Annotated in this window: 21 protein-coding genes and 1 tRNA gene; 5 read left to right on the top strand and 17 right to left on the bottom strand. The window is 45.7% G+C overall.

From position 1 onward, the window contains the following. The first annotated feature begins 8 nt into the window (after positions 1-8). Together dapE and prmB are read left to right on the top strand one after the other, a co-directional pair. Positions 9-1,160, top strand: a complete 1,152-nt coding sequence (gene dapE, locus PKF022_RS02850) for a succinyl-diaminopimelate desuccinylase (protein WP_281777148.1) — start codon at positions 9-11, stop codon at positions 1,158-1,160. 44 nt (positions 1,161-1,204) lie between these two features. Next, positions 1,205-2,101, top strand: a complete 897-nt coding sequence (gene prmB, locus PKF022_RS02845; RefSeq protein ID WP_281777147.1) for a 50S ribosomal protein L3 N(5)-glutamine methyltransferase — start codon at positions 1,205-1,207, stop codon at positions 2,099-2,101. On the opposite strand, the gene radA is transcribed toward prmB, so the two are convergent. The 3 genes from radA to PKF022_RS02830 are packed head-to-tail and all read right to left on the bottom strand — an operon-like array spanning position 2,102 to position 5,847. Next, on the bottom strand, positions 2,102-3,466 hold the full coding sequence (radA, locus tag PKF022_RS02840; RefSeq protein ID WP_281777146.1) for a DNA repair protein RadA: 1,365 nt from the start codon (positions 3,464-3,466) through the stop codon (positions 2,102-2,104). 33 nt (positions 3,467-3,499) lie between these two features. Further along, positions 3,500-4,009, bottom strand: a complete 510-nt coding sequence (locus PKF022_RS02835) for a hypothetical protein (protein ID WP_281777145.1) — start codon at positions 4,007-4,009, stop codon at positions 3,500-3,502. Next, entirely contained in the window at positions 4,006-5,847 is a 1,842-nt protein-coding gene (locus PKF022_RS02830) for a potassium transporter Kup (RefSeq protein WP_281777458.1), read from the bottom strand. Before PKF022_RS02830 ends, PKF022_RS02835 begins: the two co-directional genes overlap by 4 nt. Before the next feature lie 254 nt (positions 5,848-6,101). Here PKF022_RS02830 and PKF022_RS02825 point away from each other — a divergent pair. Continuing rightward, positions 6,102-6,178: transfer RNA gene (locus tag PKF022_RS02825), tRNA-Met, on the top strand. 99 nt (positions 6,179-6,277) lie between these two features. Here PKF022_RS02825 and PKF022_RS02820 read toward each other — a convergent pair. The 3 genes from PKF022_RS02820 to PKF022_RS02810 all read right to left on the bottom strand — a co-directional run bounded on the left by PKF022_RS02820 (position 6,278) and on the right by PKF022_RS02810 (position 10,523). Then, positions 6,278-6,649 (bottom strand): glycine zipper family protein, encoded by a 372-nt coding sequence (locus PKF022_RS02820; protein WP_281777144.1) that lies wholly within the window; start codon positions 6,647-6,649, stop codon positions 6,278-6,280. Between the two features lie 28 nt (positions 6,650-6,677). Then, positions 6,678-8,390 (bottom strand): DNA internalization-related competence protein ComEC/Rec2, encoded by a 1,713-nt coding sequence (locus PKF022_RS02815; RefSeq protein ID WP_281777143.1) that lies wholly within the window; start codon positions 8,388-8,390, stop codon positions 6,678-6,680. A gap of 240 nt (positions 8,391-8,630) precedes the next feature. Continuing rightward, positions 8,631-10,523, bottom strand: a complete 1,893-nt coding sequence (locus tag PKF022_RS02810; RefSeq protein ID WP_281777142.1) for a restriction endonuclease — start codon at positions 10,521-10,523, stop codon at positions 8,631-8,633. Between the two features lie 71 nt (positions 10,524-10,594). Here PKF022_RS02810 and PKF022_RS02805 point away from each other — a divergent pair, with 71 nt between their 5' ends. After that, complete coding sequence (locus tag PKF022_RS02805; RefSeq protein WP_281777141.1) at positions 10,595-10,894, top strand: hypothetical protein; 300 nt, start codon at positions 10,595-10,597, stop codon at positions 10,892-10,894. On the opposite strand, the gene PKF022_RS02800 is transcribed toward PKF022_RS02805, so the two are convergent. Together PKF022_RS02800 and PKF022_RS02795 are read right to left on the bottom strand one after the other, a co-directional pair. Beyond that, positions 10,895-11,413, bottom strand: coding sequence for a hypothetical protein (locus PKF022_RS02800; protein ID WP_281777140.1), 519 nt, complete (start codon positions 11,411-11,413; stop codon positions 10,895-10,897). Between the two features lie 6 nt (positions 11,414-11,419). Continuing rightward, positions 11,420-12,388, bottom strand: coding sequence for a hypothetical protein (locus PKF022_RS02795; RefSeq protein ID WP_281777139.1), 969 nt, complete (start codon positions 12,386-12,388; stop codon positions 11,420-11,422). Between the two features lie 96 nt (positions 12,389-12,484). Here PKF022_RS02795 and PKF022_RS02790 point away from each other — a divergent pair, with 96 nt between their 5' ends. Then, positions 12,485-12,799 carry a helix-turn-helix transcriptional regulator gene (locus PKF022_RS02790; RefSeq protein ID WP_281777138.1) on the top strand — a complete coding sequence of 105 codons (315 nt, stop codon included), beginning with the start codon at positions 12,485-12,487 and terminating at the stop codon, positions 12,797-12,799. Between the two features lie 10 nt (positions 12,800-12,809). Here PKF022_RS02790 and PKF022_RS02785 read toward each other — a convergent pair whose 3' ends face one another. From PKF022_RS02785 to PKF022_RS02745, 9 genes are all read right to left on the bottom strand, one after another. Continuing rightward, positions 12,810-13,199, bottom strand: coding sequence for a hypothetical protein (locus tag PKF022_RS02785; RefSeq protein ID WP_281777137.1), 390 nt, complete (start codon positions 13,197-13,199; stop codon positions 12,810-12,812). A 239-nt stretch (positions 13,200-13,438) separates the two neighbouring features. Then, a complete protein-coding gene (locus tag PKF022_RS02780) occupies positions 13,439-13,681 on the bottom strand; it encodes a hypothetical protein (protein ID WP_281777136.1) in 243 nt (80 codons plus the stop codon). Between the two features lie 48 nt (positions 13,682-13,729). Continuing rightward, positions 13,730-14,038, bottom strand: a complete 309-nt coding sequence (locus PKF022_RS02775; RefSeq protein ID WP_281777135.1) for a hypothetical protein — start codon at positions 14,036-14,038, stop codon at positions 13,730-13,732. Further along, entirely contained in the window at positions 14,035-16,101 is a 2,067-nt protein-coding gene (locus PKF022_RS02770) for an AAA family ATPase (protein WP_281777134.1), read from the bottom strand. The genes PKF022_RS02775 and PKF022_RS02770 overlap by 4 nt, the downstream gene beginning before the upstream one ends. 208 nt (positions 16,102-16,309) lie before the next feature. Continuing rightward, on the bottom strand, positions 16,310-16,768 hold the full coding sequence (locus PKF022_RS02765) for a hypothetical protein (protein WP_281777133.1): 459 nt from the start codon (positions 16,766-16,768) through the stop codon (positions 16,310-16,312). Then, positions 16,765-17,370: a hypothetical protein gene (locus PKF022_RS02760; protein WP_281777132.1), complete on the bottom strand. Its 606-nt coding sequence runs from the start codon at positions 17,368-17,370 to the stop codon at positions 16,765-16,767. Before PKF022_RS02760 ends, PKF022_RS02765 begins: the two co-directional genes overlap by 4 nt. Then, a complete protein-coding gene (locus PKF022_RS02755) occupies positions 17,367-17,603 on the bottom strand; it encodes a hypothetical protein (protein ID WP_281777131.1) in 237 nt (78 codons plus the stop codon). Before PKF022_RS02755 ends, PKF022_RS02760 begins: the two co-directional genes overlap by 4 nt. An 895-nt stretch (positions 17,604-18,498) precedes the next feature. Beyond that, complete coding sequence (locus PKF022_RS02750; protein WP_281777130.1) at positions 18,499-20,055, bottom strand: recombinase family protein; 1,557 nt, start codon at positions 20,053-20,055, stop codon at positions 18,499-18,501. A 13-nt stretch (positions 20,056-20,068) separates the two neighbouring features. Then, the gene (locus PKF022_RS02745; RefSeq protein ID WP_281777129.1) at positions 20,069-20,797 is read right to left on the bottom strand and encodes a ComEC/Rec2 family competence protein; all 729 of its coding nucleotides are present in this window, start codon (positions 20,795-20,797) and stop codon (positions 20,069-20,071) included. Between the last annotated feature and the right edge of the window lie 12 nt (positions 20,798-20,809).

Genomic DNA, 20,809 nt, shown 5'->3' with positions numbered 1-20,809 from the left:
TTAAGTCTATGAGCGCCACCCTTGAGCTCACCGAAGCTCTCATCGCCTGCCATTCCGTAACACCGGCTGATGGTGGCTGCCAAGATTTAATTGCAAAACGTCTTCAAGCACTTGGTTTTCATACTGAGAGCGTGGTGAGTGGCCCTGAAAATTTTCAGGTAACAAACTTGTGGGCGATTAAAAAAGGTAAAGCTGGTGATCAAGGCAAAGTCTTAGTGTTTGCAGGACACACCGATGTAGTGCCAACAGGCCCATTAGAAAAATGGACGAACGACCCATTTACACCAACGATTCGTGACGGCATGCTCTTTGGACGTGGCGCGGCGGATATGAAAACCTCCCTCGCTGGTTTTGTAGTGGCTACGGAAGAATTTGTCACTGCGCACCCAGATCATCGAGGCTCCATTGCCTTTTTAATCACCAGTGATGAGGAAGGTCCTGCGAATGATGGCACAGTCATCATGTGTGAACGTTTACAAAAGCATGGTCAACGTTTGGACTATTGCGTCATCGGTGAGCCCACATCAGTAGATCAGCTTGGCGACATGATTAAGAACGGTCGTCGTGGCTCTCTATCGGGCAAGCTCAGAGTAAAAGGTATTCAGGCACATATCGCCTACCCTCACTTAGGCAAGAACCCCATTCATCTTTCTGCACCAGCGATTTCTGCATTAGTAGAGACCGAATGGGATAAAGGCAATCAATACTTTCAGCCTACTAGCTTCCAAATTTCTAACGTACACGCCGGCACTGGCGCAAACAACGTTATTCCTGGTGAACTCGTTATCGACTTTAATTTCCGCTTCTCTACTGAAAGCAAGCCAGAGCAATTACGTGAGCGCCTAGAGAAGATCCTTCAGGATGCTGGTCTTGATTTTGAAATTGATTGGGTTCTGGGTGGCAGCCCATTTATTACCGGTGATGGCGACTTAGCCGGCGCATTACGCAAGGCCATCAAAGCAGAAACCAATATCGATACAGAGCTCTCCACCACTGGTGGAACAAGCGATGGACGCTTCATTGCCAAGATCTGTAAAGAAGTTGTGGAGTTTGGCCCTCTGAATGCCACCAGTCACAAGATCGATGAGTGTGTCATTGTGGATGACGTAGTGCCACTCAAAAATATCTATCGCAAGACCCTCGAGCAGTTAATCGCTTAATCGATTAACTCAGCGCTCACTTTTTTCTAAAGAACCTTCCCATCATGGACCCTGAGTCTCAGCAACACCTTAGCGTGAACCAGTGCATCGATCAGATTGCACAAAATCTTGAAGCAGCAAATTTGCACTACGGCCATGGGGCAATCGATCCACAAAGCGAAGCTCTGTGGATTGTTAGCAAACAACTTGGCCTCAGCCCAACAGAAGCACTAGATCATTTAGACGATGCAATCACTGCAGAGCAGCAGCAAAAAGCATCTGCCGTTGCCGATACCAGGATCTCTACTCGCAAGCCACTAGCCTATATCTTGGGCGAAGCATGGCTGATGGGTGTGCCATTCTTTTGCAGTGAGCAAAGTATTGTGCCGCGCTCCTGGATTGCTGAGCTCATCGTTGATGGCTCACTAGAGCCTTGGTTACCAGCTGATGGCAAAGCGCTAGACCTTTGTACCGGTAATGGCTCACTCGCAATCCTCTTGGCGCTTTCTTGCCCTGATATTCATGTGAGCGCTTGCGATATCAGCATGCCCGCACTCTCAGTTGCAGCGCGCAACGTGGATCGCCATGGCCTGAACTCCCAAGTAGAACTTTTAGACGGAGATCTCTGGGATGCGCTGCCAGAGCCAAATGAAGATAATCTCTTCGATCTCATTATTTGCAATCCGCCTTATGTAAATACTGCTTCTATGAGCACTCTCCCCGCTGAATATCACGCAGAGCCAGAGTTGGCTTTAGCTGGTGGCGATGATGGCATGGATTTAATCAGACGTATTCTTGCTCAAGCGCCTGATTACTTATCAGAGCGCGGTGCTATCTTGCTCGAGATTGGGAATGAGTATGAGAACTTTAAGAATGCATTCCCACAAATCCCTGCGATTTGGATGGAAGTATCCGCAGGCGAAGAACAAGTCTTATTGATTCAGGCGGAAGATCTGCGCTAGTTAACTCAGTTCTGCAGCTGCGGCAATAGCCTGATCAATTCTTTCAACTGGAATTACCTTTAAGCCTGGAATTTTAGTTTTAGGCATATTGGCTTTTGGAATGATGGCTACGGTGAAGCCCAACTTAGCCGCCTCTTTCAAACGTTCCTGACCACGGGGACAAGGGCGAATCTCTCCAGCCAAACCAACCTCACCAAACACGATTAACTCTTTTGGTAATGCGCGGTTACGAATCGATGATTGAATTGCTAGCAAGACGGCTAAGTCCGCAGCTGGCTCAGAAATCTTGACGCCACCTACCGCATTTAAGAAAACGTCCTGATCAAAGCAAGCCACGCCGGCATGACGATGTAATACCGCCAAGAGCATGGCTAAGCGAGCCTGCTCCAGGCCAACAGCTAAGCGGCGAGGATTGGGTACATGCGCTGTATCAACTAGGGCCTGAATCTCTACCAACAAAGGTCTGCTACCTTCTTGCGTGACTAGTACGCAAGCGCCTGGAACCATTTGCTCATGTTGTGACAAGAAAATAGCTGATGGATTAGTAACGCCCCGCAAGCCTTTTTCTGTCATGGCAAATACACCCAACTCATTGACAGCACCGAAACGATTCTTAATGGAGCGCACTAAACGAAAAGAAGAATGGGTGTCACCTTCAAAATACAAAACAGTATCAACAATGTGCTCTAAAACTCTAGGGCCAGCGAGGTGACCATCCTTAGTCACGTGACCTACCATCAATACGCAAATGCCACTCGATTTAGCAGCTCTGGTTAATTGGGCTGCGCACTCGCGCACTTGGGCTACAGAACCAGGAGCCGAACTGAGTACCTCTGAGTACAAAGTCTGAATAGAGTCCACGACCAATACTTGTGGCTTCACGGAATCCATTATCGAAATCAGTTTCTCCAACTGAATCTCTGCCAAGACCTCTAATTGAGGAGCGTCCAATGCAATACGTTTTGCACGTAATGCAATCTGAGCAGCCGATTCTTCGCCACTGCTATAGAGGACATTCATACCGGCAGCACTCATCTCGGCAAGCGCCTGCAACAACAAAGTAGATTTACCAATTCCAGGGTCGCCACCCAAGAGCACTACGCCACCAGGCACTAAACCTCCGCCTAGTACGCGATCAAACTCTTCTACTCCAGTACTGAATCTTGGCAAATCTTCAGCAGTAATGGCAGAAAGCTTTTGCCGTGGCAACGATTGCGCCAACCCCTGAAATCGAGCATTCGAGGTGGTTTCTGGAAGACCCTCTTCCAAGGTATTCCAGGCCTGACAAGATGGGCACTGACCCTGCCACTTTGCAGAGGTACCGCCACAAGACTGGCATATATAAACCGTTTTGACTTTAGCCAAGAGTTACCTAATGAAATTAAATTTAGTAAAACATTAATCGAGCTGAGTGCCCGCTTTATTTTCTTGCGCACGCTTAGGGGCATCTTTACGACGTTGCTCTAAATCAGCAGCTCTAGCAGCAGCATCTTTTTGCTTCTGCTCGAATTCACGCTGATTTGCTGCACGCTCAGCTGCTTTTTCTGGTGATGCCCTCTCGGCGGCGCGCTTGATATCTTCTTGATTCTTGAGGCTTTCGCGTAACTTACGTTGCACTTCATGTACTGCTACTTCTTGATCACGTATCGGATCAATTTCTTTACGATAAGTAGCGCGAGCATCCTTAAGGCAGCTATTCACCCAATAATTTTGGTAACAATCAGAGGAAGCTTTACCCCAGCGATACTTCGCCCACTCACGCTGGAGCTCTAACTCCTGCTCAATCTTATCCAACTGCTCGAGCTCAGCCTCTTCTGCAGGAGTTGCCAAGACAACGCCGCTTAATGCAGTCGATAACAAAAATATTGAAATAAATATCTTTGTTTGAAGCAAAATATTTTTTCTCAAATCTCGACCTTTGCACCCAACTCAACTAAACGATTCGCAGGAATCTTAAAGAAGTTCGATTGGCGTCCTGCATTTTGATACATCCAGCAGAACAACTTTTCGCGCCACATCGCCATACCCGGTATTGCTGATGGAACGATAGTATCGCGAGATAAGAAGAATGAGGTGTTCATCATGTCAAACTTCATATCGAAATGGGTTTCAATCAGCTGAATAATAGTTCCCATATCTGGCGTTTCTTTAAAGCCGTAAATAGCTCGCACAACAAAGATATTTCCACCGAGATCCTTCAAGGTAATGCGATCCTTGTCGTTTACGTAAGGCACATCCCAAATACTCACTTTGAGAAAAAATACTCTCTCATGCAAGACATGGTTGTGCTTCAAGTTATGCAAGAAGGAAACTGGTAAATAGTCTACGTGGGCAGTCAAGAAGACTGCAGTGCCTTCAACCCGGTGGGGAGGATGCTGTAATAAAGCACCGATGAAGCTACTTAACTGGATACCCTCTTCCATAGCGCGCTTACGCAATATTTGACGTCCTCGATACCAAGTAATTAAACAGGTAAAGCAGAGCAATCCCAACGCGAGCGGATACCAACCACCATCCTTTAGCTTAATAAGATTAGCGGTCCAGAAAGCAAAATCAACAACGAAGAATGAAGCAGTGATGAAGGCCACCAAAATAAAATTCATTTTCCATTCGCGGAACATCACAACAGCCAACAATATCGTGGTGATTAACATTGTGGATGTCACAGAGATACCATAGGCAGCCGCTAAATTTACTGACTCTCTAAACTCTATAATGGTGACGACCACCATAAACAAGAGCGCCCAGTTCACAAGCGGAATATAGATCTGCCCTTGTTCGGAATCAGAGGTATGAAGAATATTCATGCGTGGCATAAAGCCCAACAAAATAGCTTGGCTCACCAATGAATATGCCCCTGAAATTACGGCCTGAGATGCAATCACAGTGGCGGCTGTTGCCAAGCCAACTACAGGCCAAAGAGCCCACTCTGGAACCATTAAGTAGAACGGATTTTTAATCGCTTCAGGATCAGAGAGAACTAATGCACCCTGACCGAGATAATTAATCAGCAAGCTTGGTAAAACAACCAATAGCCACGCATATCTAACGGGTGAGCGTCCGAAGTGACCCATATCTAAGTAGAGGGCTTCAACACCCGTCACAACCAGTACCACTGCGCCCATCACGATGTAAGCAGTCGTAGGGTGCAACATCACAAAATTAACAGCGTATAAAGGATTAACGGCCGCAATGATTTGCGGTGCATCACCAATGTTCCAGGCGCCCAAAGCAGCCAATGTCAGAAACCAAGCTAATGTGATTGGGCCAAATAATTTACCTACTGCAGCAGTTCCATATTTTTGAATCAGGAACAAGGCCACCAAAATAATCAATGAGATAGGTATGATGAATTTATGCAAGCCTGGTGTAGCAATCTCAATACCCTCAACTGCTGATAAAACAGAAATGGCTGGAGTAATTACGGACTCACCAAGAAGCATGCAAGCGCCCAACATACCCATAATCATGAAAAAGAAATAGCTTTTGGATTTGCTATCAAATGAGCGCAAAGCAAGAGCCATGAGAGAAAGAACACCGCCCTCACCCTTATTATCCGCACGCATTACAAACAAGACATATTTAACAGTTACAACCAAGATCAGGGCCCAGATCATCATGGAGATCACGCCAAACAAAGCCTCTGGTGTGTAAGCAATGCCATGATGAGGATCAAAACACTCTTTAAGTGCGTATAGGGGGCTGGTACCGATGTCACCAAAGACAACGCCGATAGCCGCAAGCATCATTACGCCAAGACTTTTTTTATGCTCGCCCTCAGGTCCACTCACCTCTACTGGATTTAGAAGCGTTGAGCTTGAGAACTCTGGATTACTAATTGACATCTCATAACCTTAAGGTGATGTTGCGTGGCAATATGTTACTCCTTCTAAGGGGGCATCAAATCCAGAATTTCTAATGAAAAACCGCTTATTTATGCGTTATTTACAGGAATACCTCGACAGAGACCCCCAAAAAATGGTAGAATTTCAGCTTCAGACGCGGGGTGGAGCAGTCTGGCAGCTCGTCGGGCTCATAACCCGAAGGTCGTAGGTTCAAATCCTGCCCCCGCAACCAAGAATTACGTACTAAGCCCTTAATATTTAAGGGCTTTTTGCTTTTCTGGACATTAAAAAAGCCTGATTTCTCGGGCTTATGGACTATTTAGGTCTGGGTTTAATTCAAAACCTTGTAACCGCGCCCACTCAGACACCTCTTCACAACCGCCTCCTGAGCTTGGTTGCCTGTAAAGGCGCCTCCAGCAGCACCAACGACCGCACCAGCACCAGCTGCTTGGGCAATACCTGTTTTATTACCACCAGTAACAAGACCTAACAAGCCACCAACAACTGCGCCAGCGCCAGCCCCTTTAGCAGCAGTCTCACCCATGCCAGATTGTTGCTGTGCATAAGCCTGGCATTCACTTAGATCTTTTTCATATGCACTTTCATTTACACCCTTCATATCTACCAAGGGGCGCACATTCGCGCCAGCACAACCAACTGTAACGACAATAACTAAGGAGCATAGGGCTAGTAATTTATTCATCTGCAAATCCTTTTGATTCATTTCACATCTATCGATGCCATAGACGTTTTATATCATGCCGCCAAAATTGTGTCGAAGACTTGGTATTACTTTTAAATAACCAACTCTGCGCTCCTGTTTCAGGCGTTTGATAAAAGGGGATATCCAAATATCGGTAACGCGCCGTTATATCCGCATGAGGGTGCCCATAACGATTGCGGTAACCATTTTGTGCAAATGCTTGATCAGGATTTAATCGTCTTAGAAGCGCCAACGAAGAAGATGTTTTGCTGCCATGATGGGGTGCCATAAAAATCAACTCTCTATCACCAATTTCTTGCAGCATTACATCGTCTAATCGCTCAGTAATCTCAGCTTCACCTTGTTTTTCAACATCGCCCGTCAACCAAAGAGAACTCTGTTTGTTACGGACCTCTAGCACGCAACTCATCTCATTGGGCTTTTCAGGATGTTGATTAGAAAATATCGTTGCCTCATGAGGATGCCAAATGACAAACTCGATGCCATCCCATTCCCAGCGTTGCCCAAATCTACAGGGAATACTTGGGACTTTTCTGGCTTGCAAATTTTGTAATAAAGGATTGTTGCTGGGTAAGGAACCGATCATCGAATCAAAATGAATGTGCTTGAGTAATGTTGCAGCCCCTCCCACATGATCGCTATCACTATGACTAATTACCATGCGATCTATATGATCGATTCCTGTGCCACGCAAATAGGGCAAAATAATTCTCTGCCCAGCATCATCTTTCTTACCCTGAATGGGTCCAGTGTCATAAAGTAGTCTTCTGTTTTTAGTCTCAATAAGCACTGCAGTACCTTGACCGATATCCAGAACACTTGCTCTAAATTCTCCATGACCAAGGAGAAATGAACTTAATGGCTGGATCGCTGGAGCAAATAACGGGATGCAAAAGGCAATGCCCAGCACCCTCCACTTCCATGCATCCAAAATATCACCTGGACGGATCGCATAAACAATTCCTAATCCAGAGATCAATAGCGCCCACCATTCCGGCTGCTTTGACCAGACCACAGACCAACTCCAGCCCGCCATCCATTCAAGCACAACTGCCAAATATTCCATCGCAGCATGGGCGGGCCATATCAACCAACGCCCAATAAATTCTGGGAGCATGGCTCCGAGAATTGCTAGTGGCGTAACGATATAACTGACCAATGGAATAGCAAATGCATTTGCTAATGGCGAAACAATAGAGACTTGATAAAACCAATACAAAGTAAATGGTAGGAGCGAAAGAGTGATAACAGCCTGCACGCGACACGCTTCCTTTAGGGCTTGCAACATACGTTGTTGCCAATGCACCTCTAATTCTTTGCCGGTTGGAACCCCCACCAAACCAGATGAATCACCCATCGCATACAAGATGGCAGCCACTGCGCCAAAAGATAACCAAAAGCCAGGTGTGTATGGCGCCATAGGATCAACCAGCAATACAAAGGCGAGGGCCCACCACCAGATATCAAACGATCGAGGATTTCTGCCGGTCCATAAGGCAAAAGCTACGACACCAACCATATACATAGTTCTTTGTGCCGGAATCTGAAAGCCGGCTAACCATGCATAAACAAATGCCGTGATGAATCCAGAGATTGCTGCAACCTTGCTGACCGGTGCAATCAGAGGCCAAGTACGTCGACGCCAGATAAAGGCCGCAAAAGATGCACCAACACCAGCCAACATCGTGACATGTAACCCTGATATGGAGATTAAGTGCAATTATTACCCATCATTTAGAGTGTAATAGCCTAGGGGGGCTTTTTATTTAGGCGATACACCTAAATGGGTCCTGTATAGGGCGTCCTCCATGAGTCTCTGGACAAGACTAAGCTGGGGGGTGCTCAAAACCGAGCACAAGAAACTCGCTACGCTAAAAAGCGGTTTTTCTCAGAATTTTTTGTAATTTTTTGGCTTGGCACCCACACCACTCAATCCCTCAGAATTGAGTAGAGCAATCTTTTATTCCTCGCTTTTGAAGTGTGTCACACCAGCGTATTTATTCCGACCCGCCACAGTGGTACCTGCGTCCTTCATCATCTTTCTGGCCTCTTCCAAATCAATCCGGAATTTATAACCATGCTGCTCTAGTAGCCCAAGCAACTCATTACCATTAATTAAGGTCAGCGGTTTACCTTGGATGAAAGCGTATGACTCTTGGCCAAACTGGCTTGTGCAGACCAAGATACCTTTCATAGCCCCCTCATTCATCATGGTGCCGTAAAGGTCTCTAACTGCGGATACGTCCACAGTATTAACGTAGCGTTTGGCTTGAACTACCATCTTGCCGCCACGGATCGGGTCTGGGTCCATGATTACAGCGTCGACACCCTGATCTCTGGAGGCTTGAGTAACCTTTACCTCTGCGCCATTAGAGGCAAACACACGCTCAAACAACTCGCGACACAGATGTTCAAAGTCTTCCCAGTCCATGCTCGCCAGATTTTGCTCACTTGATAACTTACCAACTATCTCTTTGTTATCTACAAAACGCGGGTCATTCATATTGATCGTGATGGCTGGTGCGATTGGCGTGAGTTCTAACGTCTTGGCAGCAACACCTTTCAATGAACCAAATGCTACTAGTGGATCGAGTTGCGCAAGATTTAGTTCTTTTAGCTGACTTACCTTGGACATGAGTGCAACACAGTAAGCGCGTTTTTGATTGCCTGTTGCCTTGACCACAAAGTTAGACCATCCATTAAACACAATGGCTTTCTGATCACTCAGGTTTAACTGTGTGGATATCTCATAGGACAACTTCAATGCCAGAGTTGGATAAAGCAACTCAGCGGCTTGCTTGGATTCTTTTTGGTTTGCTGGCTTTCTAACGTAGCCTGCTTTTTGTTCAACAAACTTCTGCCACACAACAGCACCAACGTCAGGCAGCTCATGCTCCAAGATAACAATGTCGGCCTCTGGGTCATAACCAATCTCGTATTCAGTTGGAACCCATCTTGGTAGCTTGAGGTACTTAAATAGTATCGAAGCCATTGAATCCAAATCACCGCTAGTAAGTAAGTCGAGCTCTTCTTGAATCTTTACTCGATCTTTCTCTGCTTCGGTTTCCCATGCTTCTTTTAAATTTCTCCAGCGCAGGTGTTGCTCTTCAAAATCTAGCTCTTGTTGTTTATGCAGCTTCTCGTAAATGGCCTTGGCTTTCTCTGAGGCGGCTTGAAACTCTGCCGCTCTGGACTGTTCAAACTCCAACAAGGTCAGTCGATTTTTTTCTGCCTTCTCAACCTGTTTAACTTGATCGGCATATTGCGCGATAACAAAACGGTTTAAGAATGACTTCCAGCCGGTGTACAACGGGATGTCTATTGATGGTGGCTCTATGTCTGATGTTGGTACTAATACTGGTGCTTCAGGCGGCGGTTTAACTGGCTCACCTTTAACAGGCGCAGCTTCTGGGAACGGTTTGATCTGAGCTAACGCATTTTCAAGTGATGCTTTGATTGATGGCGATGGTGTGAGCATCTCTGACAGGCTTTCAATACTGATCGCCGTTGCAGCAGATGGGTCATATTGGTGAACTGATAGTGCTGCTGGCCTAACCCAAACTGGAGCACGTACTGTTTTGATTGGTGCGAAGCTGGCTGAATAAGTTGATAGAGCTTTTAATTGTTCTTCATGCCCAGTGGACAACTTAATATCGAGCAGCCTTGGATCGAGTTTGATTACTGCTGGAGAACTACCTTGGCCTAGCATTTTGGTAAGCACCCCAACCAACTTCCCTGCATAAAAATCAAACAGCTTAACTATCCCCTGCAAGACGTCAAAGGCAACTTTAATAAAGCTAAACGCAATAAGTAAACCAACGCCAGCAAGAACGAGGAACACAACAAAAGACATTTAGTTGACACCTTTAATAGAGGTTTGGTTTTGGGTATTGCAAGTCATTGGCTTAGGGGTATGATTTATCCATGAGATACCTATTCATTCTACTTTTTATCAGCACCAATGTGATGGCTCAGGCTATTTATGATGCCAATGGCCAGTATAGGGGTTACCAGCAGACCAGCCCCAGCGGTGTAACAAACACCTACAACGCTCAAGGCCAGAATGTAGGGTCTTCGCAGGTTGATAACGGGCAAACTAATTACTACAGCCCTGCTGGCGCTTATCAAGGCACTAATTCAATTACTCCATCACCTCCAGTACCCAACACCACTATCAACGCGCCACGTCAGGCCCCGCAGGCGCCAGTATTAAAGGGTTGGTAACTATCTGCAGTTATATCCGCCACGGCCATCTGGCGTGCAATTCATAGTGTTGCCGCCAGTTAAACCCGGAGTAAGGTTTGTAGTATTTCTTTGTGTCTGTGCTGCTGAGTTGTTGTAATAATTTGAAGCCCTTCCAACCCCATCACCAATCGCTCTAAGAAAATCTAAAATACCGCCACCTGGAGTCTGATTTGATGCTATTGCAAATCCAGAAAATGGTAATGGCAATACTTGACCATTTGCATTCAGCATGACTTGAGATGTTTGCTGATTCAAGGCGTAGCACCCAACCATCGGCTGTCCGCTTGGTGCATTCAACACAACTCCATTAGGGCTCGTCGCCTCCCAATGGAATGGAAATGAGCCTGAAAAACGAGAGTCTCTACACCCCGAGCTGTATAAAGTGAAGTAAGCATTGGCCTGTGAATCATAGGTCCGGCCAATAACTGCTGCCTGAGCCATCACCTCACAACACAAAAAAGCTAATGTAGTCAGTGTTAGATATTTTCTCTTCATCATTTCCTCTTATCTGCAGTTATATCCGCCACGGCCATCTGGCGTACAGTTCATGCCATTTCCACCAGTCATGCCGGGGGTTAAGTTCGTGGTGTTTCTTTGGGTTTCAGCTGCAGAGTTATTCCAATAGGTTGTGGCTCTCTGTAGCCCTTCGCTAAATGATTGAAAAACCGACTTACCGCCACCTTGAAACAAGGACATTGGCCGGCTAACAGTTAAACCGGTACCTGCAATCATGGTTACTTGTTGCTGATTGAGTGTGTAGCAACCCTCCGCAATAAAGGACCCGTTATCTGCCCTCTTGGCATCCCAACGCAATGGATAACTGATTGCGTAGTTAGGAAGTTTGCAGGGCCCATCGTAGAGATAGATATTTCCATTTGCTTGGCTATCGAAAGTTTGACCGATCACATTTCCGGGGCCTGCAGGCGTCTGAGGGGTTGCAACTGGTTGGGGCCTAACAGGCTGTGGATTTACGGCCCGCATATCATCACCGGTTTTAATGTTTATTTGCTTAAGTGCTGCATTCGCATCCCCAATTGCCATTTGTCCTGAAAGCAACTTTCCATATATAACATCCTTGCTTGCAAAATCTTTTTGTACTAATGACAAATAGGGAGTTCCCTTCAAATCATCAAGTCGCATATTTCTGCACCGGTTGGTGTCAGATAGAAATTGTTTGAAAGCCTTTTTTTGTGACTCATTAAGTTTCGATTTTGAGGATAGAAGCTCCAGCTTATTCGGCTGCGCATCCGAAGAAACTAGGATGCTAGAGGTAACAATTTTTCCACTCGGAGTTTCACGATTTTGCTTTCCACAATCGCTGTAAGCCTTGTTTGCAAGAGTCATTTGATTTTGCGTATTAGCCGACTGCCCGCCTACCACGTTAGAACTGTAATTTTGTTGAGGGCGCATTTGATTGCAGCCAGCAACCAACACTAATGAAGTCAGAAGAGAGCTGGTAAGAGAAAGTTTCATGGAGTAAGCCAGAGTAGTTTTAATTTAATTACGAACTTTATAAATACTACGAAAATCGTAAGGACAACACAAGCATAACCTACGAATATCGTAGGCATGAAAAAGGCCGTAATTAGCCAAACAAGCTCTCCCATTGGTGCCCGCATTTACGCTGCAAGGCTAGCCAAGGGTTTATCTCAGGAAAAGCTGGGTGTATTAATTGGGCTGGAGGAAGGATCGGCAGGTACGCGAATTAGTCGGTATGAGAGCTCAATCCACGAGCCCGCTGTCCCAACCTCAAAAGCAATTGCTAAAGCATTAAACGTTCCATTGGCATACTTGTATTGCGAAAACGAGGCCTTGGCAGATCTGATTATTCAGCTAGCAAAGCTGAGTGCGGCTGAGTTACAAAAAATTAAAAAGCAGCTCTAGTCATACTTAATTAACTAAAGTGGATTTTCTCCCTAGTTCTTGGGACCGCTGCCGATTCCCTAGATATACGTCTTTTCTCCTCCTCCAGCGCTGCTCGGTACATTTGATCGGTTAGCTCGTAACTCACAAAGCAATCCTTACGTGGGGGCTCCATGTGATGCCAGAGTGATTTGGCCTGTAAGCGGCACTTGTACATGAGCGCTAGGTTTACTTTTCGCTGCGAGTTATGAAGCGTTAGGTTCTCGAGCGTACCCTCAAGCAGATCCGCCATTTCCCAATAGGTGCGGGCTAATTTAACTACATCCAAGTTGGTGGTATCAGCCTTGCGAACATCCCTTTTGGCTGGGTCTACACGCCTTGGAGTCTTTGGTTTGCGTGTTTTGTTTATGTTCTGTTCCATGTTGATTGGTTCCTTTAAATGTTTGGTTTGGGTGCTACTGTTCCATTAAGTTTGAAATGCTGCGTTTAGTGTGTTTACACAGCGCCTAATTGGCTGTTATTTGTGGTGCTGCTAGTGTTGTGTGTGAGATGTTTTGCCACATAGCCTTTATTGCTACTGGGCGCGGTGTTCGTATAACGTTTTGCCAAGGAAGTGGAAAGATTATGTCCATCCACCACCTCGGCCTTTTTTTATCGGTGCTACTCAGGGTCGAGCATGCTTAGCAGCCACTCTGGTATTTCTTCATAACCCGCCTCTGCCAAAGTCATAGTCATTCGGTATAGCTGGTTGATAGTCAGCTTGGCTTGAGGTCTGCCTAGCTTCACCTTGATAAAAATAAAGTCGTCAGGTTTTAGTTTTGCTTTCTGCCCTTCCCAAATCTGCTTTAGCTCTAAGGTTTGGGCTGCGGTTAGTGTGTGAAGGGTTGTTTTCGATTCATTCATAGTATTTTTCCATTGATATTTGTTGGGTTGTTTCCAAGCTATTTCCAATTAGGACCTTGTAACCACGGGTTGTTTCGGGTTATTTCCAAGTTGTTTCCAAGCTATTTCCAATCTGTTTCTCAAAGAACGAAAACAGAGAGATAGGGAGGAAGGGAGAGAGATTTTTAATCTCTCCCTCCCATCTTTCGAGGACCTTTTTATTTTGGAAATGGCACAGGTTGTTTCGTTATTTCCTTTTGTTATTTCCTTAGGAGAAGAAACAACCCCCTCCCCGCAGAGCCCCTGTTTATAAGGGTCTATTTTTGGTTGTTTCCACCTATTTCCAAGTAGTTTCCAAAAGCAATTTCCATTTCTCATACTTGAAAATCCTCCACTTTTGGCAGTGAATACACCGCCTTAGTATTGGATTCCACAGGTATCCCAAGCTCGATAGCGTCTTTGCCACTCATCATTTCCAACACGCCGTCTTGGACTAGCTTGCTGACCGATGCGGTTAGCCTTTGGTACTTAGAACCCCCAGTTGATTCCATGAGGGCTGAAAGGGTCTTGATGGTGATGTATGGCTGTCCATATCCACGCACAGCACCCATCACTTCGGTTTCGTACTTGGTAATTTGGCGGATCTTGCCTTCCTCTTTGCGCTCCTCAAACCCTGACTTAGAAGCGAAACCAACGCGATAAGACTCGATTAGCTTATGACCAAGACGATTGGTTACCTCAACCTCGTAACGCTCAGTCTTAAAGCACAGCTCATTGAATGCGGCCTCGTAACGCTTTTTGCCCATAATCAAGAACCGCTTGTCTTCGCCGACTTGTGGATCCTTAATAACAAACCCAGTGCCATGAACATCCGCACCAAAAGCTGATGCTCCTCTGGCTGTCATGCTCTCTATGTCTGCCTTGTTGTTTACCTTGCTGATATGAGCAATTAGCCATAGTGATGTACCTGTCTCAGAACAAGCTAACTTAATGGTGCTGATGAACTCAGAGACCAGTGCGTTGTTGTTTTCGTCCTCTAGGTCCAGCGTAGCAGCCAGTGTGTCTGCAACAATTAGCGGGGGTATTAAAACGGGCTGACCATTGGCGCCATCCATGTAAACCTTATTCTCAGCCGCAAAGTCTCTTATTAACTTTGCAATCTGTCCTTTAGACATGCGCTGGGTTTCTCTAACCTGGAACCACTTATTAAACTCATCCTCAGACTTAGTAACTCCGCAATGATTGCGCAAGCCCGAGAGAATCCTAAGGGCTTGCTTTCTATCTTCTGTGAGGTATAGAACCGGCCTTCTCAACGCAGGCTTGAGCTCATCTCCATCTGCACAAAGATGCGCGGCATACGCAGCCAATGGCAATAGCAAAGTTGTTTTACCAATTCCACTTTGCCCAGCCAACACAAAGATCCCTTCGGCGATGATTCCATCTATTACATATTCCGTGGCGGAAGTCTGCTCTAGTGCATAGCTTTGATCCTTAAGGGCAGCCTGTCCAAACTTTGGAAACTCTTTAGCCAACCAACGCAATGTTGAAGCTGTAACCGATTCTTTAGCTCCGCCTTTGTAGAAGGTGCGCCATTTGTAATTAAGCTGCGAGTCACCACCATAAGCTCCAAACACATCAGCATCTTGCGTTGAGTACTCTTTCCAAATATCTAGGCCTTCGTCTGATCCTCTGGTTTGATGATGAGTTGCCATGCCCACCTTGAGCCAGAATTCATAACCATCGTCAGGCGGCTGTATGGACATCACAATGCTTCTTAATTCGTCATTACATAGGTTTAAATCTCTTGTTTGAGCGAAGCCATCAAATGCCTGTTTAGAGGCCTCATACGCCTCTGTAGATCGCTTTAAATACTTATCTAATACCGCAAGATCAACTGGTGACCTCGGGAACTCCTTGGCGCTGTATTGCTCGTCCACGTCTCCAGTGAGCGCGATAAACATATTGCTTTTGAAGACCTCAAAGCCAATGTCATGGTCCTTGTAATTAGAAAATGGCTTATCTGTTTTGGTAATGATGTGGTAACCAGTGCCGCTGACAGACTTCTCCACAAATCCTCTGGCGTTTTCCAAAATATCCTTGGCAACAGGCTTTAAGTTCCCGCTTTGATCAAACACCTTATCTAAATCTAGGCCAATAATTTGATCGTTCTTAAACGCCATACCAATGCCGTGAATCGCAGGCATTTGTTTTGCTGCTTCTTGGGTAAAGACTTTTTCTGCCTCGTCTAGGGTGACAAAGCAGGTCGGGTCGTTCTGACCACCATAGAGCATTGTTTTAGGGTTTATTGGTCGCTTGATAGTCTTGCCCGTTTTAGGGTCTTGCTCCAACTTCCAATAGATATATGTGCGCTCAGCTCTTAATTCTTTAGGTATTGAACTGTAGTTGCACTTTGGGCGCGCAGCGCCTATAGATTGCTTCATTTTGTAAATCCTTCATTCACTCGATCGTTAAATGCCACGAACTCGGTGCGGATTCATTTTTCGTCGGGACTCTCACTGTTTCCAGCCGCCCCGCAACTCGATTTACCACTGACTCATTCCGCGTCAGTGGAGAGCTACTTGCTCGGTCTTACATGGTTAATTCGTAGCTATCAACCAATTGGGCGACCCTGCCCTGCTTTACCAATTACTACTCTTCTTGTTCTGCCTTCTTGCCTCTCATTGAACCGCTGGCAACACCATCTCCACGCAGTTCGCGAATCAAACTCGCTATCTCCTCATTAAAATTGATAGGCTCAGCTAAATCCGCTTTCTTACCTTTACCTGCCGTTCCAGCGGGCTGATAAGTGCTATTGGTGTACACATCACCAAAATTAGCTTTTAGTAAAGATTGGATCAGTGTGCTGTTGGAGTCCTTATTCGTGTAGCTCTCAATCAAACGGCGCTCGTGAAATGCCCTGCTTGAAGTCATAGCAACTGACAGGGCATCCTTAAAAGACTTCTTTGCTCTTGCCCAATCCTCTAGCTGCTCAATACTCACGCTTAATGCGTCAGCCATGATTGCTATGGTTGCGCCACCTTTGCCTAGCTCCATAACTTGGTCGTCATACTCTTTTAGGTATCCCTTTGTGCTTATTACCTTCTTCATTTGGCACTCCCACGCTTACCAACAACCACTGCGCCGTGATCAAACAGTTCCGCTGTTCCAATACAGCCTACGATCATTTTGTGTGCTTGTGGCGTGATCAATACACCCAGATTGCCCGCATCACGTAGCTTCTCAATGATTGCAACAAAGTCTGAAATGTCTTGCTCATTGATATGAGTAAATTCACCCCGTTTCAACCAGATGCGACCCCTGCCATTCTTAGCGGCCATCGGGAAGGTCAATCTGATCATTTTGGCCTTATCATCCGCTTCGACATAAATAACCTTATCTACGGCATCGTTCTCTGAGAATAAGAATCTAAACTCGAAGGCTTCCAATGCTTTAGATCGAGGCTGAGGCAACAGCTCGGTGACTAGATCGAAAGTGAGGCCCTTATACGGCTCTAACTCGGCAGATATCAGATCATTTACATCCTCGGGTTTAAATCCATGGTGCACCAAACCATGAGCGGCTTGTAAGAGCCATATATGCAGAAAATATGGGATTTGCTCTGGTGGATATGTCTCACTCATCTCTTTCAAAATGGCGTTGGTGAAGTCGTGTGCCTTGTTCAGTGTTTTGTTAATCTCTTTTGAGTTCATGGTTGATCTCCATTCAAAATGCCGTGGAGGAACTGCGGGACTTCTAGCTCTAAATCGGCAAGAATCGTGGCGCAAGCGAACAACTGGGCGCGCGACATCTGCGCTTCGGTTTGAGCTAATTTGACCCAAATCGGAGCACTCTTACGATCTTCCACTAATTGGTTGCGTCGTATTGGTGCCCAGATTGCCTTGAGCTCTTTGGTTTGGTTTGGTGTGAGTTTTATGGTTTGCATAGACGTGTTTAGTTCTCGGGCTAAGTGCTCGATAGTTGATAAGTTTTGGTTCGTTGGATGTACTGCGGCTGAGTGCATAAATGCCCTTTAAATTGATAAAACAATGGATAAAAGTTTGGTTTTGTCAGCTTGAGTTGTGACGAACTTACCGACGTATCGGCTTACTGCTAGAAATCGTTTTTGAGGCGTTCTGAGGCCTGTTTTAGCCCTGATCTAATCTTAGGAAGGGCAATGTATATAAGTCGTACAAACGGCCTGTGGCGGCTGCTATATAAAAGTAATCTCTATACATAATAATACGCAAAATACGCTGTTTCCGCCCTAAAAACAAAACGCTGCCTGTACTTATACCAATGCAAGATCAGAGCTGTTTTCGCCTTGCTTTTTAGGATTTTTTACAGCCGGAAATATGTGGGCACATCATACTAATACAAACTTTGAAAAACTTTTTTTACTGACGTTATCTTGCACTCATCTGCGCTTAACTATCACTATCTTTAGCTTGCCAATAATCAATAAAGCAAAGCCAATGAGGCAATAGAAAAGAGAATCAAAACTAAACCCAAACTCTGAGAGGAAAAATAACCCAATCAACAGCAATAAAGATCCAATTATTTGCATATCAAAAATACCTCAGCGCTTTGCTCACTGACTCTACTAACTCCGCGGCATTGCTTCCATGAACGGGTAAAGACTCTTGGAACGTGGATGGGTTGCAGTAACCAGTGAAAGAATCATCCACAAAGGCCACCACGGAGTCATAGCGCCGATCAAACACCAACACTGAGCAATCGGCCTCGTAGCCATCGTACGGGTACTCTTGGCTGATTCCGAACACCACCCAGCGGCGATCTTTATGTAGGATGCTGTGTCCTGATAGTTTTGGCATCATGTTTTAACCCCTACTACCCGCTATGAATGGCCTTCTCTTGGCATCCTTTTTGAGCTCATCAGCGTCTTTCAACACAACACCAAGAATAGAGTGGCCATCATGCCCATACACATCCAGTTGAGCTTGCTTGAAGTCAATCTCACATTTCTTGATGGTTTGTCGCATTAAAGCGTTTGTGACCTCACCACCCAAGATAGCTTTTCTAGCCCCTTCAAATAGTCTCTGACTGGTTGGCCTTCTAACCTGCTCTAATTCGGCTATCTCCTTCTTGATGCCGTCTAACTCCGTGAACATCTTAGCTAGGTTAGCCTTTGATGTGCGAGTCTCTTTGGTGTACTTGCCATCAACGGGGTGCATCACCATGTCAATGAGGTCTTGGATTTGCTCAGCACGATGGTGCCTCTCTTTTAGCTTCTTACCAATATCGTCGGTTGGGGTGTAGTCATCCATCTGCATCAATGCAGACTTAACTCCATTTAAGATGCGCTCATAGTTAATGGATCGATACTCACAGTTCTTCTTACCCTTTGCGTTTCCATGCTCATCCTTTGGATTAGTTAAAGACTTGGCGCACACCAATGTTTTCCAGTTGTTCTTTGTGCCGTCTTGTCTTATACGTCCAGACTTACCACTGCGCTGAGCCGTTGCTCCACAGTGTTTACAGAACATAAGGCCTGACAAAGGATGTGCCTCTACTGTGCCTCTGGCACCCGCAGAGCTTTGACCAATGTAGCGTGTCTTTAGCCATAGTTTTGAGTTAATAACTACTGGGTAGTACTTCTCATGCCGCTGACCATCTGCCGTTACAAGCGTGCCTAATACCGCCTCAGATGCCAATATCTTCTTCACACTTGATAGTGCCCAGACTTTGGTTTTGCCTGATGGCGTTGGGAACTTCCGATCGTTCAGCTCCTGCGCTATCTTCATGGCTCCTAGCCCACTGGCAGACAGTCTGAACACTTCCTTAACGATCGCCACCTTATCGTCAATGGTTTTGCTTTTATCCACCTTATTGATCCAGAACGGCACTCTGGCTGTTAGCTGAACACCATCTTTAATCTTGTTGAACTTGTTGGCCCACGCAGCACTAATACGGAGGGATTTGGTTTGGCTCTCTTCATGCGCTCTGCTCATAAGCATGATGGCAAACATCAAACTCATACCACCATCCTCATCCAAGGTCTCTTTGGTATAGACCTTGTTATCAGACAGTGTGACCAGCACAATGCCCTCATCTGCCAGTATGTTGAGTTGATTTAAGGCTTGGCGTGGTGTTTGGCGTGACAAACGATCAAGCGACTCTACTAACAAGTAGGAGCCCTTTTCTATAGTGCCCTCCATTACCAACCTTATGAACGCACCCAATGCACCCTTAGTCTGGGCCACGCCCTTATAGGCAGAGAGGCCTTCATCTGTTAGATTTAATGTGGTGTCTAACTCCAACTCTAGGTCTGGGTTGCGCTCTATGAACTGTAGGGCTAGGTCACGTTGACGGCGCAAGCTGTCGCCCTTGCTCTGCTTCTCCGAGCTAAACCTTGAGTAACTGTATGCGATTGGCATGATCTATCCCTTGTTATGATGGGTATATCCTACACCAAATTGAAATGAGATGTCCAATACCAGTTGCATTGAACACTTGCCAGTCATCCTGATTGATTGCATTTTGATCACCCATCACTAAAGCAATGAGTACACCTACATACCTTGCGTCATCTGGAAGCATGGAACGTATCTTTTTACGCAAGTGCCAACGCATCAGCTCCATACGCAACTCAATTTCAGTCAAGGAAATATCTTGATCAACCAATAACTTTCCCAGCCTTATAGAGCCACTCGCCCCAAAGTCTTGATGAAAGGACCAGCGTTCAAAATCAAAGGTATAGGGATTAAGCGAGCCATAGGGACGCTTGAGCTTAGCCTTAAACATCCAACGTTGTCCTGGAATAATTTCTGGAACTACTTGGGGATTTCTCCATGCAGGTTGCCAACTCAAATAAATGCGTTTTGGAAAGCGCTCTAGCTTCTCTTTGCCTAAACTTACTTCATTAACTTCAAAAGTAAACTTAGCTCCCGATGAATTACTTTGCGGCAAGGCTGCTACCCTACCCTGAAGATTTAATTCCTTACCCTCAAACTCTATTGCAAGAATATTCTTTAAGCGGCTTTCAGCATATTGAGCATTCCAGGCAAAGCCCATCATAAATAACAAACCAATCACTGCTATTTTCTTTAAATAAGAATTTTGTGATGCCAAAATACTCACAAGCAAACTTGTAATACCCGCAGCAATGCTTGTATGCAACCAATATTTTGG

It is taken from the genome of Polynucleobacter sp. KF022 (assembly GCF_027924105.1).
Classification (GTDB): Bacteria; Pseudomonadota; Gammaproteobacteria; order Burkholderiales; family Burkholderiaceae; genus Polynucleobacter.
The sequence above is the reverse complement of the archived record's forward strand: the minus strand, read 5'-3'. Positions and strand labels throughout refer to the sequence as shown.